This is a genomic window from Bacteroides sp. BFG-606 (assembly GCF_024788145.1).
Lineage (GTDB): Bacteria > Bacteroidota > Bacteroidia > Bacteroidales > Bacteroidaceae > Bacteroides > Bacteroides vicugnae.
On the sequence record NZ_JANUIL010000001.1, the window covers coordinates 4,741,179 to 4,757,554 of the forward strand.

9 protein-coding genes are annotated in these 16,376 nt (G+C 42.1%); 1 reads left to right on the forward strand and 8 read right to left on the reverse strand.

What is annotated here, in order from left to right:
• Window positions 1-48: 48 nt before the first annotated feature.
• From NXV01_RS18015 to NXV01_RS18050, 8 genes are all read right to left on the reverse strand, one after another.
• A complete protein-coding gene (locus NXV01_RS18015) occupies window positions 49-1,488 on the reverse strand; it encodes a sulfatase (RefSeq protein WP_259023009.1) in 1,440 nt (479 codons plus the stop codon).
• Between the two features lie 73 nt (window positions 1,489-1,561).
• Entirely contained in the window at window positions 1,562-3,376 is a 1,815-nt protein-coding gene (locus tag NXV01_RS18020; protein WP_148367381.1) for a RagB/SusD family nutrient uptake outer membrane protein, read from the reverse strand.
• 28 nt (window positions 3,377-3,404) lie between these two features.
• Entirely contained in the window at window positions 3,405-6,794 is a 3,390-nt protein-coding gene (locus NXV01_RS18025) for a TonB-dependent receptor (protein ID WP_259023458.1), read from the reverse strand.
• Window positions 6,795-6,921: 127 nt separating this feature from the next.
• Window positions 6,922-7,950, reverse strand: coding sequence for a FecR domain-containing protein (locus NXV01_RS18030; RefSeq protein WP_259023010.1), 1,029 nt, complete (start codon window positions 7,948-7,950; stop codon window positions 6,922-6,924).
• A 77-nt stretch (window positions 7,951-8,027) separates the two neighbouring features.
• Window positions 8,028-8,615: an RNA polymerase sigma-70 factor gene (locus tag NXV01_RS18035; protein WP_004308903.1), complete on the reverse strand. Its 588-nt coding sequence runs from the start codon at window positions 8,613-8,615 to the stop codon at window positions 8,028-8,030.
• Between the two features lie 99 nt (window positions 8,616-8,714).
• Window positions 8,715-10,169, reverse strand: coding sequence for an AbgT family transporter (locus tag NXV01_RS18040; RefSeq protein WP_217723460.1), 1,455 nt, complete (start codon window positions 10,167-10,169; stop codon window positions 8,715-8,717).
• A 26-nt stretch (window positions 10,170-10,195) separates the two neighbouring features.
• Window positions 10,196-10,924: a DUF5932 domain-containing protein gene (locus NXV01_RS18045; RefSeq protein ID WP_004295828.1), complete on the reverse strand. Its 729-nt coding sequence runs from the start codon at window positions 10,922-10,924 to the stop codon at window positions 10,196-10,198.
• Window positions 10,925-10,958: 34 nt separating this feature from the next.
• Window positions 10,959-15,278, reverse strand: a complete 4,320-nt coding sequence (locus NXV01_RS18050) for a DUF5113 domain-containing protein (RefSeq protein ID WP_259023011.1) — start codon at window positions 15,276-15,278, stop codon at window positions 10,959-10,961.
• A 153-nt stretch (window positions 15,279-15,431) separates the two neighbouring features.
• Between NXV01_RS18050 and NXV01_RS18055 the strand changes: the two genes are divergently transcribed.
• Window positions 15,432-16,370, forward strand: coding sequence for a ribose-phosphate pyrophosphokinase (locus tag NXV01_RS18055; protein ID WP_167511898.1), 939 nt, complete (start codon window positions 15,432-15,434; stop codon window positions 16,368-16,370).
• Window positions 16,371-16,376 lie beyond the last annotated feature (6 nt).

Genomic DNA, 16,376 nt, shown 5'->3' on the forward strand with positions numbered 1-16,376 from the left:
AAAACAACCGATACCAAACGGTTGGACTGTAAAAAAACTGTTCTCATATTATTTCTTTAATGATGACTTCTTTATTCTGATAAAAGAAGATAATGATTCGACCTTATTCTTATATTTTTTCTCATCTACCCGGTTCTTGTTTTCCTTCCTGTCAATCTGATGATCAAACAGCATACTGGCTTTCTTCACGTCGCCTTTCATCCATTCCGCATAACTATAACGCCGGTCAACAGCATTATCTCCTCCTTCCCACTGAATATAAACTTCATCTTTCGTCTTAGCTTTCAGATTTTTGAAAACCCCGGCAAAGCTTTGTCCGCTTAACTGTTCAGCGGGAACAGGAAGTTTGCAAAGTTCACATAAAGTCGGGTACAAATCAACAAATTCCACCATCGATTTTGTTTTTCCCTTTTTCATTCCCGGCACACGGACAATCAACGGTACATGAGTAGAAGTATCCATCAGATTATGTTTACCTATAAAATCATGTTCTCCCAGATTCCAGCCATGATCCCCCAACAAAACCACAATTGTATTATCCGATAATCCCAGTTCATCCAATGCATCCAATACCTTGCCGATCTGTGCATCCACATAACTCAAACAAGCATAATATCCATGTTTTACCTCCCGTTGGAAGTCAATATCACTCGTATCCGTAACCCGTGCATACGCATATATCTCGCCCGAATTACGAACCTGCTCCGGTAATCCTTCAGGCCGGAAACGATTGGTAGCCAAAGGTATTTCCTCCCGTTTATATAAATCCCAATATTTCTTTGGAGCATTGAACGGCAAATGAGGTTTCCAGAAACCACAAGCCAAGAAGAAAGGTTTGCCAGTCTCTTTCATCCTTTTCAAGTCACGAATAGCCCGGTTTGCAAGTTTCCCATCATCATAGGCAGTATCAGGAACATCAGCAGATTCACAGAAAGGTCCCCTCATCGTTTTCGGATTAATCGTTTTTCCCGATTCCGAATTCATCCAAAGTTCCCATTTATTATATTCCGCCCAATATACATCATATCCATCCGGATGATTCCGGTAAGGAGCCTCGCTCCACGAATCCGCATGATCGCTGATATGATGAAACACCTTGCCGTCCGAAATAGTATGATAACCATTCCGGGTGAACCATCCCGAAATAGGTATTGCTTCGGGACAATCTTTGCTGGCATAGGCGGAAAAACTAATAAAGCGATCGGGATAATGAGGATATACCCCCGTCAATAAACTAGCCCGGGATGCCCCACTCACAGGAATATTACAATACGCATTCTGAAACAAGACTCCAGTTGCCGCCAAATGGTCCATATTAGGAGTTTTCACTACATCCACCCCGTAGCACCCCAGTTCGGGACGCATATCATCAGCCATTATAAAAAGCACATTCATTCGAGATACATCCTGTTGCGCCCGTAATATAGATGAGATGCAGCAAGCTGTTCCACAAAAAAACGCATATTTTATCGATATTCTATTTTTCATTTTCTACCTTAAATTTTCAAGACCTGCAATATACTAAAATATTACAGGTCTTGTGCATCATTTTAATTTAAAATTACTTTGTCCATACCGGATTTTGTTCCAGATTCGTATTTAAAGCCAATTGCTTCAAAGGCAACGGATACAGATAATAATGTTCCTGCCATCCAAGCGGGGTATCAAAGAAATAAACATATCCTTCATCAGCACCTGTACCACCCGTTACTTTCAAATTCTTGGCCGAAGCCCCTGTCACATAAGCACCCAGCGGTTGTTTGTTAACATAGTCTCCTTTCTTCCACCTGCGCAAATCATCCAGACGGAAACCTTCACCCATCAACTCAACTCGTCTCTCCCTACGCACTTCCCACAAGAGAGCAGGAACGGAAGGATCACGCTTCGGATCAAAAGCATCATTAATATCATTTACCACCATTTTCGCCACATTAGCTCTTGCCCGAAGTTTGTTAATAGACTTATCCGCAGCATCCTGGTCTAACTTGTTCAATTCGCACATCGCTTCGGCATAATTTACCATCACCTCACCTATACGGAACAGCGGGGCATCTGTTGTATTCACCCCATTCGCGTTGGTAGCTACAGTATGTGTATTATAATATTTCCATACCCAGAAGCCCATTTGGGAAGCATTCCAGCCCTGTCCCCAGTTCATATTCTTAAAATGAGGTTGTCCTTGCACAGTGAATCCTTTAAAGTTGGAAGACGGCAAACGATGATAAGTTTCACCGGAAATCGTAGCCATTAAATCTATAAATTCTCTGTCCTGTGCATTATCCGTATATTTCCAATCAGCCGTACTGGGTCCGTTTTCTTTCTTCACCATATATGGAGGACAGATCGTCAAATACAACCGGTAATCACGATCACGGAATTGTCCATACATATTCTTATCACCCCCATAATGGCTAGTCGTCGTGCTAACCGGTCGTCCATCCGTACAGAGATAACTGTCTACCGCGTCTTTCGTTGCCTCAATATAAGATTCACCTGTACGCACCATACGGGTCAAACCATGCATCAACTGTCCGGTTTCATAAGCCTTATACAAAATAATACCTGTCACTCCATCCAGTGTTTCCGAATTAAACAACTCATCATATTTAGGATGCACATTCGGATATTGCTTAATCACCTCTTCAGAAGCACGGGCACATTCTTCCAGATAAGTATCTGCCCCCGACAAACCATGATATTTTCTCCAAGTTCCTTCAAATAAAGCAAAACGGGAAATAAGAGCTTTCACCACATACATATTAATTGTATTTTTCCCATCCGCTTCGATATTACTGCCAATATGTGTTTCCGCATATTTCAAATTAGACAGAATATTGGAAGCCACCAGGTCACGACTATCACGTTTTCCATAAAGCTCGGGACTTTCCTCTGTCAAAGCATGCTCTACCCAGGGAATATCACCAAATTTAGAAAGCATCTGAAAGTATTTATAAGAACGGAAGAAATATCCCACACTTCTCCAATGCTCCCTCTCGGTTTCATTCATTTCCGAATGATCGATATTATCAAGCATCAGATTAACACGGCGGATATAATCGTAATCCCAATCTTTAGATTCATCCGTAGCCTTTGCTTTGCGATATGCCCACTGACCTTCATATCCATCCAATCCTTTTATCATGTTATCCGATTCAAAATCACCACGGAAAATTTCATCCGTTTGCCCTGTATCATACGTATATCCGAAGAACACGTTATACAATCCCCATGTATACGTTTTAAAGTTGTCATAAGTAGTAAAGACCGATGCTTCTGTTTGCTGTCCTTTAGGATAAACCTCCAGAAATTCGTCATTCAGACAAGACGACATCAACAAACAAAAACTAACGCTTACACATAGTATATATTTATTCATAATAATTACTCTTTAAGTTGTGAAACAATCAGAATGAAAGGTTTATACCGAACGAATACTGTCTCATATACGGATAGGTAAAACCACGTTGTCCTAAATCATCCGTGACAGAACGTTCCGGATCAAGTCCCTTCGGCAAGTGGTCGAACGTATAAAGATTCTCACCACTGAAGAACACAGCCAGATTATTAACTCCAATCTTACTCATCCACTTGGACGGGAAATTATAAGAAAGTGTTATATTACGAATACTTAAATACGATCCATCCTGTAAATAACGAGTCTGTACACGTGTATTGGCATCTGTATTTCCGGCCGCTTTCTCATAAATACGGGGAAAATAACTATTCGTATTTTCCGGAGTCCAGTAATTCAACTGTGAATCGTAAACGGTAGTCCAAGCATCATAATGTGGATAAAACAGATCGTTCATCACCCATAAATCCCGTTTACCAACTCCTTGCAGCAAGAATGACAGAGAAAAACCGTTCCAACTTGCACTACCATGAATACCATACTGATAACGCCGGGTATTATTACCGATGATTTTACGGTCTCCCGGATCTTTCGTTGTACTGGTACCACTGTTGATAATATTATTACCATCCAAATCTTTGTATAATATATCTCCCGGATTCGGATTATACCCTTCCACTTTGGCAATACCCGGTTTCAATTTACCTTCCGCATCGAAATCATCTACTGTATACAAACGATCGGTTACATATCCCCAGATCTCACCCAGCTCCATTCCTACACGATATGTTTCATTATCATTCTTGTCCTTACCAAATAATCCTGTTTCGTTATTGTATTTAGTAATCTTTGTTTTCGAATCGTAAAGATTGAAACCTAAGCTATATTTCACTTTTCCGATTTGGTCATTCCAGTCAACCGAAACTTCCCATCCTTTAGAACGAAGGTCAGCCGTATTTTGTAAAGGAGCACTTGCACCTAATACACCCGGAAGTTCAGAACCCGGAGCAAGCATACCCTTAGTATCTCTTCGATACCAGTCGAACACCATATTTAGTCTGTTATCCAATAGCCCAAGATCGAATCCGACATCAATTGTCGTAACTTTCTCCCAAGTAAAGCTATTGCTGACCAATGCAGCAGGTTTCAAAGTAGTAACTTTAATACCGGAAACAGTCCAATAAGCCTGTTCAGCATCCATACCGGGAATATATGCATAAGGAGTGATACTCTGATTTCCGATATTACCCCAAGAACCACGCAATTTCAAGTTAGAAAGAACTGAATTCAAAGGTTTCATAAATGCTTCCTCGCTGATACGCCATCCGGCGGAAACAGAAGGAAAGAAACCGAAACGGCTATTCTTCGGGAATTTGGAAGAACCGTCATAACGTCCGTTCGTTTCAAGCAAATACTTGCCGGCAAACGAATAGTTGATGCGATAGAACAACCCTCTTACCGTATAACGTTCAAATTTGTCTTTAGCAAAATAGTCACCTGTCGACTGCGAGATAGACGGCAGATCTTCATTAATCATATTCATACGCGACATCTCCGCATAGCGGTAGTCGCTACTTTCCTGATTGAAACCTCCCATCACCGTTACATCATGTTTGCCCCATGAGTTGTTATAGTTAGCATAGAAGTTCAATGCATTATAATCCGTAATACCATTGGAGTATTCATACTTGGAATTGGCAGTGGAAACCTCTTTCACAAAATTGCCTCCATGTGCATAATAGAACTTCTTCTCAAATTTCGTTTTCTCGTTACTTAGATGATTGAATGTGTACTCACCAATCAACTTCACATTCTTCAAAGGACTGATCGTTACCTTTCCGAAAATACGAAGATTATTCTTTTGAATAGTGGTCGGATATGCCAGGTCAATCAAATTACGAGGAGTATTGATCGGTAATTCTTCACCGTCGATATTCATTGTTCCGGTAGGGAAATAAGAAGGGAATGCGACTGCTGCTCCCCATATACCATATCCTCCGGAAGTTTCCGGCAATGAAGAGTTGGAATTCGTATATTTAATATCCAATTCCGGAGTAATCCATGAAAACACATCTGAACGGAGATAAGAAGACACATTGTAACGCTTGTACGTATCTTTATCCGAAGCCAGTACCCCATTTTCATTCACCATACCAAAGGAGAAACGATAAGAAATATCTTTCGTACCGCCACCTACCGAGATATTATGAGTTTGCTGGAAACCAGTCTCCATCATATCATCGAAAAGATCAGTTTCTGCCAAGCTATAACGCAGCCCGTCCACCATTGCATAACCATCCGGATATGCAGACGGATTAGCATTATATTCCTTCAAAAGTCCCAACCAAGTATCTACGTTCTGACCACTTTGATAATTGATTGTCCCCATGTCCTTATAAGCCTGTACCGTTTGGAGCGGAGTAGCCTTATGAGGCATATTGGCAGGCCTGCTGAAGGAGAAATTATTTGAATAATTAATAGAGAGTTTAGTTGCATCCGAACCTTTCTTTGTAGTAATCAAAATCACCCCGAAAGCTGCCCGTGCTCCATAAATAGCAGAAGATGCCGCATCCTTCAAAACAGTCACCGATTCGATATCGTTCGGATCGAGCATATTAATATCCATCTCCACGTTATCCACCAGTACCAGCGGTTTTCCATTCTTATCCAGACTGTTGACACCACGAATATTGAAACTCATTTCTTCACCGGGTCTTCCAGAATTACCTGTAATCTGCAAACCGGGCATTGCCCCTTTCAAAGCGTCACTCACAGACACCACCGGACGGTCACCTAAAACATCATCCATCTTCACACTGCTCACCGCACCTGTCAGGTTCGCTTTCTTTTGTACGCCGTAACCAACAACTACTACTTCGTCTATTAACCGGGTATCTTCTTTCAAAGTTACATTGAGAGGACGTTGATCTTTCACCACCACTTCCTGTGTGGCATAGCCGATATACGATATGGATAAACGGGCATTTGGAGTAACCATCAAGGAGAAATTGCCATCCATATCCGTAATGGTACCTTCCGTAGAATCGACCACTTTCACATTTGCCCCAATCACCCCTTCACCTGTAGGATCAGTGATCCGTCCTTTTAAGACAAACGCTTTTTCCTGTTCTTTCTGCGGTGTCACTGCATGGAACATAATCACCCGGTTTCCGTTCACTTCATACCTGACGTCCGTTCCGACCAGCAATTGTCCCATCACATCATTAATAGTACCGTTATTTATATTCACAGAAACTTTCCTATTCAAATCAATGTCATTATTACGAATCAGGAAAGAGTAATTGCCTTGCTTCTTTATTACTTCAATGGCTTCTTTTAAAGTAATATTATCTACTTTCACACTGAAACTTTTACTTTGTACCTGTGCCGATAGCTGGAAACCACCAGTCAAAGCATTTCCTACAGACAAAAGCAGAAGCATTAATAATATTCTTTTTACTATTAATCTCATATTTTTCACTATTAAAGGTTAACATAATATCTTTCTATACAACGCTGAACCGCCGATATATCTATCGACTAAGTTCTCAATCATACTTTACTTTTTCTTATTTTACCTCCTTTTTCTTGTCAGTTATAAAGATAGTGTCTCCACTAACTTTCCATGTATATTGCTTCTCAACGTTGATTTCTCCCAATATATCATTGATACTTTGATTACTATTGAAACATCCGGAAAAGCGTTCCGCTTTCAGACGTTCACTCCCTAAACTGATCTTCACCTGGAATTTGCGCTCCAGACGGTGTGCAATGTCGGCAAATGGAGCATCTTCAAATGTCAGGCCACCATCCAACCAGTCACAGGCAGAACTTGCATTAGATTTCATTTTCTCCATGCGGCCCGTATTCTTATCGTAAAAAGCCTGTTCGCTAGGGAATAGCTTCATCACCGAACCGGACAAAGTGGCTAAATTGACACGACCTTCCAACAGAGATACCATTACATAATTATCGTCATCATAAGCACGGACATTAAAAACAGTCCCCACCACCTTTACCTGCACACCATTCGTAGTTACAAAGAAAGGAATCTTCTCATTTTTCGCCACCTTGAAATATCCTTCGCCATCAAGCGTAACATCACGTTCACGAATACCGAACCCGCGACAATAGCGTAACACAGAACCCGCATTCAATGAAACCTCTGTTCCATCCGGAAGCACAATATTCGTCCGCGAACCGGCCGGCACTTTAATTTCATAAGGAGAATCCGCATTCGTATATACTTCCGTAAGATTTTCAGTATAAGTGTACCAGAAGTAATTACAGCCCAACAACAAAATAATTGCAGCAGCTACTTTCAGCCACACAGGAACTATCTTCCGCGAACGGACAGGTTTCATCTCAGCAGCGGCTATTTTTTCTTTTATCTGTGATAAATTAGCATCCTCTACTTTGGCAAATGCAGGCACAGAAGAAACAGCCCATACTGCGGACATCTCCCGGAAAATTTTAGCAGCATCTTCATTGGAAGCCAGATAAGCGAACAGAGCTTCTTTCTCTTCTTCGGTGCAGTTACCGGACAGATAGTTGCTTATCCGGATTTCCAATTCTTCTATATGATAAGAGTCATTCATAAACGTACTTTTTCTATGGGTGTATATAACTAGATACGCAATAAAAAAAGAAACGTTTAAAAGAAAAGCGATTTTTTTTAGAGAAACATCAAAATAGCTATCATATAAGGAGTACCTAGCGATTCGCGCAGCTTAGTCAATGCTATTTTCATCTGTACCCTTACAGTGGTCACATTAATATTCTGCTCCTCGGCAATTTCACTATATGTCTTCCCCTCATACAAACTTGCTTTAAATATGGCACGGCATTTGGCAGGCAATTCCTCCACCTTCTTCATGATGATGGTATTCATTTCGCTATGCTCCAATGCCTGCAAAGGATTATCGGAAGAAAGAATATGATTTTCGAGAAAAGCCCAGATTTCTTCCATCTGTTCCGTCATCTGTTTTTCGTTGAAGTAAGAAGAGCGCAGATAACTGATGCTCGCATTTTGAATGGCACGCCGCAAATACGGAAGAGCAGGATGAGTAATATGATGTCGATTCTGCCAAAAAGCAACAAAGACATCATTCACAATCTCCCCTGCCACCCTTTTATCATGCACATAATAAACGGCTATCGCACACAAATAAAGATAGTAGGTATGATAGATTTTATCAAATGCTTTTGTATTACCGTGATTTAACTGTTCAATTAGATTTTCAGAGATTTCTGGTAGATTCATTCGTTGTCTTTCTTTAAGGAACGGTGCAAATATAGCGATTAATTCAGAAAAACAAAATTCCAATCTGATAAACCGGAGCCCGGCAATCATTCCTTAGCCCTACAATCCCATCGGTATTTTCAACAAATACCAAACGATAAACAACAATGTCCAGACAACCAAAATGCCTAATGAATATCTCCAGGTATATTTCAGCAATGAACCATACGTAATCTGCTTATCATACTGCCGCATATAGGTAAGCACCAGAGGCATATAGAATAAGAAAGGAGTAATGGCATTCGTCGAGCTATCTCCGATACGGAAAGCACATTGTGCTATATCCGGAGCAATTCCCATCTGTGCAAACATCGGGATAAAGATAAAAGACATAAAAGCCCATTTGGAAGTAGCAGATACCATAATCAGGTTTATCAATGCCGTAAACAGAATAAACAGGACAAGAGCAGACAAAGGAGCCGGTTCAAACGAAGAAAGCAGATCAGCACCCATGATAGCCAGACATTTATCCAGATGAGAATATTCAAAACAGGCAAACATCTGCGCAGCGAAGAAAGCGATAACGAAATACACTCCAAGAAGCTTCATCGGCTGCGTAAGTCCTTCAATCACATCATTATCAGTGCGATACCGCCCGGAACTGAATCCATAAGCCATTCCCGTAATACCTGCTCCCAAAGAAAGCAAAAACAAAATACCGGCAATAAAAGGCGAATGCATCAAACCACCGTTCACACCCCGCAAAATTCCATAAGAAGAAAAAGTAAGCCACAAGATAAGAGCCACATAGATAGCTGCCACAACAATGGAAATCATAATAGCACGCCGCTCTTTACGAGACAGAGGATGGTAAGCCACCACTTTCATACTGCCTTCATATTTACCTAACGTAGGAAGAAGCCATTTTTGAGTAATCCAATACACAATAGCCGTAATGGCTACTGTTGAAGCACTCATAAAAAAGTAATTGCAAAGAGGTTCCGTATTTCCCTGATAACCCGTTTGTGCCAATGCAGCCTCTTGCGTGGTATGCGCCAACAACGGGTCCATCGTACTCAATACAATATTAGCACTATACCCGCACGCTACGGAAACATAAGCCGTAACAATCCCTGCAACCGGATGAAGCCCCACCCATTGAAACAGCATAGCAGCAATAGGCAATAAAATGATATATCCACCATCACCAATGGCATTCGACAACAAACCAAGCACAATCACCCACAAAATGATTTTCCTCTTTTCCTGCCGGTTTCCCACCCCCATGCGGATACATGCATCAATAAAACCGGAATGTTGTGCCACTCCCAATCCGAACATAGCAATAATCACCATGCCCAACGGAGCAAAGCCCGTAAAGTTCTTAATAGCGTTCCGCAACCACCAACGGATTCCTTCCGGACTCAACAGGCTTTGTACACGGATATCCTCACCTGTCTGCGGCAATGTCACTTTCAATCCATAGATATCGCATATCCATGAAAGAAAGACCACTGCCATTGTCAGCAGAAGGAACATCGTAGCGGGATGGGGCATGCGCCATTTATTCTTCATATAATACTTTATACCTAATACTTAATTTACTCTTCGTCAGGCTCCAGATTATCCAGATCAATAATACGCAATTCCAATGCACGTACTGCCAACCGGGTAGCATTCACTCCCACCCGTTCACCATTCGGGAAAAGACGTCCGATAAGATCATTCTGCCGTTTCTCCAATGATTTCACACCAAAAGGCATTCCTTTCAGATTGGCAATCATCTCTTTCGTATAACCTAATGCCAGATGACGGAGAAAACGTTCGTCATATTCATCAATATCATAACTGATGACAGCCTCCTGACGCTTGGCATCGTTGGCTACAGATTTCTTGAAACGATCTACAATCTTTTCCAGAATCGGATAGTTGAATACCAATTTCTTTCCGTCCATCACAGCCTGAACGTCTGTTTTCGTCAGTAACTCACCCGTTTTGAGGATGATTCCATCGGCACCGGCATTCAATACGTCCACCCACAATTTTTCGTTCAGAATCTCACCCGTGAAGATCAATACCCGAACTCCTTTGTAACGTTTGAATATATTCTTGCAAATATCAACACCAATGGTCGTAGAACCTCCCAGTCCTAAGTCCAACAATACCAGATCGGGAAGCTGGGCCTCCATCAACGGCCAAAACTCACTTTCCGTCATTGCCGTGCCGATCACTTCCGCATTCGGTATTTCATGACGGAATATTTCTTCTGTCCCTTTCAACTCCAGTTTTACATCCTCTACAATAATAACTTTAAACTTCTGTTCTTCCATGTTCCTTATCTAATAACTTTTATGTGTTTTCCTTTTATCGGCGCGGAATAGTGAAATAAACCGTAAACCCGCTGCCTTCAGCCGGCTCGGCATTGATACGGCATCCCCTACGTCCCGCAAATTCGTCGTGGTCGCGGATAATCTGCTTGCATACCAGATATTCCGTTCCCCTCAACTCCCCTTTTTCACCGGAAGTCATACGTGCCAGATTCGGATAAAATAGTTGATTCAACTCTTCCACACTCTTCTCGCGTCTCGTATCCGTAAAGAGGAAACGAATATATTCATTATCCTTGCGTGCTTGCAGACGTATCACTCCATCTTCACGCACAGTCAATGCTTCATCAATCAAATTCTCCAATAGAAAACGCAACTGATTCACGTCTCCTATCACCTTCGCCTCCATAGACTCTATTTCCAATTCTATCCTCTCCGGCCGATTCTTCATCAACTTCTTGAAATATTTTCCGGCAGCATCCAAAAGCTCCTGTACCGGAATCACCGTACGCCGGAAAGTGACCTCCTCCAATTGACGGGAAGCACACGAACTCAAAATCGTAAAGATTCCCTTATAGTATTCAATCAATTCCGTCATAGTCTCCACCGCTTCACGCTCTTCCGTTTCCGAAAGATTCTGCGCATTCAACCGTCCTACAATCTGTTTGATCTTATTCGGATAATAAATCGTCTCATGTTTAATAGTCGACAAACAGTTGTCAAGCACCATATTCTGTACATGCAACATGCTGTCCTCCCAAGAAGCCCGGCGTGTTTCTTCGTGTGCCGACTCGATATCCCGGTATTTTGTAGCCAGCTTCACCACTGCGTTAAACACGACAATAGCCACATAACGAGCTACCAGTTCAAAAAGCAGTCGATCCGTCTCCTGTTCCGTTCCCTCCCTGCGCTCCAGATAAAGCACACCGACACATTGATGCTCGCCTCCTGCTTCCACCATCAGCGGAATTGCCTGAAGATGCTGTTCGGAAAGATATTTTCCGGAACTAAAACACAGCTCTACCATCTCCGGCATTTCCTGTCCGGGACGAGAAGCATATTCCAGCCGGTGCGTCGTTTCATTATAAACAGCAATCCCCATCCGATCAATCGTCAGTAATTCATTTACCGAACTGAATGCTTCATCCACAATCCGCTGTGGAATTTCTTTAAGCGTACTCTCTTCCCGTTGAAGCGCCTCTGCGTTTTCCTGTTCCTGCGGTCTCACCAAAGATGCGGCAAACACCTTTTGGTTAATCTCAAGTACCTGTTCGAGATTCAAACGATTCTGCAAACGTTTTCTCATGTACAGAAAATAATATCCGACCAACGAAACAATCAATAAAACAAAGCATAAAATAATTCCTACCGTCTTATTAGTATTCGAACGCTCCAACTGCCGGCAATATGCTTCGAGAGTTTGATCCTCTCCCTGCAACTTATACAAATCCGTAAATGCCGAATTATTATAACTATATGCATCCAACTGTTTCAAAGCCAGAAAAGCTACTGACGCCTCATTCCTGATATCCAAAATTACATGATAATCCGAATCAAACAGTTCGTTCCACCAACTGATTTCAGCAGGCGTTCCCTCACCTACCAGCTTCATATACCGATGTGGACGATCCGGACGCGCATATTTTTCATAATGCTCATTCAGAAAAAGCATGGCAGAATCTATATATTGCAAAGCTAACTCATAATTTTCATCCACATTAGCAAAATAGGCGGCATTCGCATAATCCGATGCTACATCCAGCAAATCCTCATACGCAGAATCCGTAACTACTACAATCGAATCGCCATCCTGCAACATGGGAGGAATCGGATCATGCAGACAAGAAACCATCCCTAACGGAAATAACAAGCAAAGCAGCAATCCCCCCATCGCTTTACGCACTCCCGAAGGCAAACGAAAATAAAAACGACTTCCTTTCCCCAGTTCGCTCTCCACATCAAAGACGCATCCCCGGAATAAATCATTCGTTTTCTTATACTTCTCAATGATTCCCTTACAATTCATCAATCCGAAACCACTACCTTTGTTCTCTTTCAACACTTCCGGATCGGCTGCATTCTTCATTCCGATCACACGGGAATCATACACCTTCTCACCAATGATATACACCACATCCTCTTCGGAAATACCTCTTCCGTTATCCTCCACAGAGATCTCGACATAGGCATCCTCCGTAGTGCGGGCATACACTTTAATGGTTCCTCCTTCCGGAGTATATTTACGGGCATTTTCAGCCAGCGTATTAATCATAAACAAAGTCAGTGCCCGGTCGGCCTTCACCATAACCGTAGTCGGTTCAATTTCCAACTTCTGATTTTTCATTTCAAAAGCACGTCTTCCCTTGCCTAGCAACTCAAACAGTTCATTGAGACTGAAAGTTTCAATATTCAAGCTAAGCGTTCCCTGCTTCATCTTAATCCAAAGAGCCAGAATATCGTTGTACTCATTAATCGTAGTTACCAGCTCATCAATGTATTGATACTTCTCTTTCTTAATCTTCGCATGATCAATATATCCCCTCTCCGTCAACTTATGCACCTCATTCAAGATACGGTCAATATAAGGATTAATACCATTGACAATGGCCAGACAAGCCTTCTTTATAAGATTCTGGCGTTTATTTCCCGCAATATGTTGTTCGTAAACATACCGCTGCTTTTCCAACTGCATCCGCTCGTCACTCAACGCTTCCACCATCTGCTCATTATCCGCAGCCCAAACAATATACGGTTCAAGCACATGCACTAACGCTTTTTCATCACGGTTCAACCGATGCAGAGGAACCAGTGCCGCTTTTCCCTCCTCCGAAATTTCCAGTTGAAGACGTCCTTTCCCGAACAATTGATCGATACCTTGCTGAATTAATGGGACATTCATCGGAATGGACGAAGTTATGTCCCGGCAAAGAGTCAGAATCCGTTGCAGACGCTCCACGTCTACCTGATTCCTTATTTTAGACCGTTTATTGAAAAACCACCAAAGAATAACCACCAATACAAGTCCGACAATAACCAAAGAAAGTACAAGCGTCATTTGTCGTGAATCGGCTTCCAATGAAAGATAACGGCTCTCCAACTCCTTATCCTGACGGGTATAATTCAAAATATCCAGATATATATTCCGGTTGTAGTCAGAAGCATACTTCATCCCGAGCCCCGCATACGACACACTCAATTGCTCCCGAATCCTTGAAATCCATTCAGGTACCGTTCTCACATCTTCCTGCATAATCCATGGAACCCCGGTATAAGTCGTATCTCCTTCTACAAAAACATATAGTTTATCCAATGTATCCGCCGCATGATGATAATAGAGCATGTGATGTTGATTCACACAATCCAACGCTTTTGCAAGCGTATCCAATGCCTCCGAATAACGTCCGTGCTCATTCATATATTTACCGATAGACACATACGCACCGGCAATCTGATACAAATCATTATACTCACGGAACTTTTCAAGCGCACGCTGTGCCATCCGCAAAGGCAAAAGCGAATCTACCGGAAAACCAAACTGATCCAGCGCATATCCCCTTCTCGTCCGGAAAAGTTCGAAATTATTGGGTGAAACCATCAGATTAGCCAATCCTTGCAGACCATTTCCTTCGAAATAAGGATGATTGGTCTGAACAGCTGTCCGCCACGTAATATAAAGTTGGTCGAACTCACGCATTTTCCGGTCTTCCGGCTTAGTTGCTTCTACCAATGAGGCCGAACCTTTTATATAATGATAATAAAGCAACTGATTAGTATCTGTCAAAGCTTCATCTTCGGGAATCCGGTTGAGAGATGTGATGGCCTCCTGCCGTTGCTGCAGATAGTAGTAATAAATAGAAGAAACGATGAAAAATTCGGTGAACGCATAATCCAGCCGGAGTGCTTCGTGACGATCAGCAAACAGGTCACTCTCTTCACGAATACGTTTCATGCGCTTGAGCGCACTGTTACGATAATCATAAAATTCTTTGTTCATAGCCGTCCGCTGACAGATTTTCATCAGTCCGATGTCGGCAATCAACAGTTCGAGTTCATTTTTAGTCAGTTTATATACTTCCTTATGCAACGCTTCCGCCCGGTCAAAGTCCATAGCCATAAAAGCACAGAATCCCAGGTTGTTGGATGCTTCCGCTTTCCCCGACTTGTAGAAATTCACCTGCCGATAGGCTTCATTGGCGTATTTATAAGAAGAATCCAGGCTTCGATAACGATAAGCATACGCTTTCCCGTTTAATGAATCAATCAGGCGCACCTCTTTGGTCGGCACCATATCAGTGCACGAAAAAAAAGAGGCAAACAACACTATACCTATTATATATAAAGGAAAGCGTGAACTCATTTTTGACTATTAACTGTTTTCAGAAAGCAAATCTACAAATATTTCCGATAAGTTGGAGAGAAAAATATTTTTTATACAATAAGTCCTTCTAAATAATAAGAGAAATTCCTACCTTTGCAGGCAAATTAACAAATAGGTAACATCTATTACAAAATGAGCGAAAAAGCACCCTTTATGGTATTCTCGGGAACAAACTCGAGATATCTTGCAGAAAAAATCTGCGCAAGCCTGGATTGTCCTCTGGGAAATATGAACATTACCCATTTTGCCGATGGCGAATTTGCTGTTTCATATGAAGAGTCAATTCGTGGCGCACACGTATTCCTGGTTCAATCCACTTTCCCTAACTCAGACAACTTAATGGAACTTCTCCTGATGATCGATGCTGCTAAACGTGCATCTGCAAAGAGCGTTGTGGCTGTAATCCCCTATTTCGGATGGGCACGTCAGGATAGAAAAGACAAACCGCGTGTATCTATCGGCGCTAAGTTGGTAGCCGACCTGCTATCTGTTGCAGGTATCGACCGCCTGATTACGATGGACTTGCATGCAGACCAGATTCAGGGATTCTTCAATATTCCGGTAGATCACCTGTATGCATCAGCAGTATTCCTTCCCTACATCCAGTCATTGCAACTGGAAAACCTGGTTATTGCTACACCGGACGTAGGAGGTTCAAAACGTGCCAGCACTTTCTCCAAATACCTCGGTGTACCATTGGTACTTTGCAACAAATCACGTGAAAAAGCCAATGAAGTAGCATCTATGCAAATCATCGGTGATGTAGAAGGTAAAAACGTTGTATTGATCGACGATATTGTAGACACGGCAGGAACAATCACCAAAGCAGCCAACATCATGCTGGAAGCCGGTGCCAAATCTGTACGTGCTATCGCCAGCCACTGTGTAATGTCTGATCCGGCTTCTTTCCGTGTACAAGAGTCTGCCCTGACTGAAATGGTATTTACCGACAGCATCCCTTACGCAAAGAAATGCCCGAAAGTGAAACAGTTAAGCATTGCCGATATGTTTGCAGAAACAATCAAACGAGTGATGAATAACGAATCTATCAGTTCACAATACATCATTTAATAGATG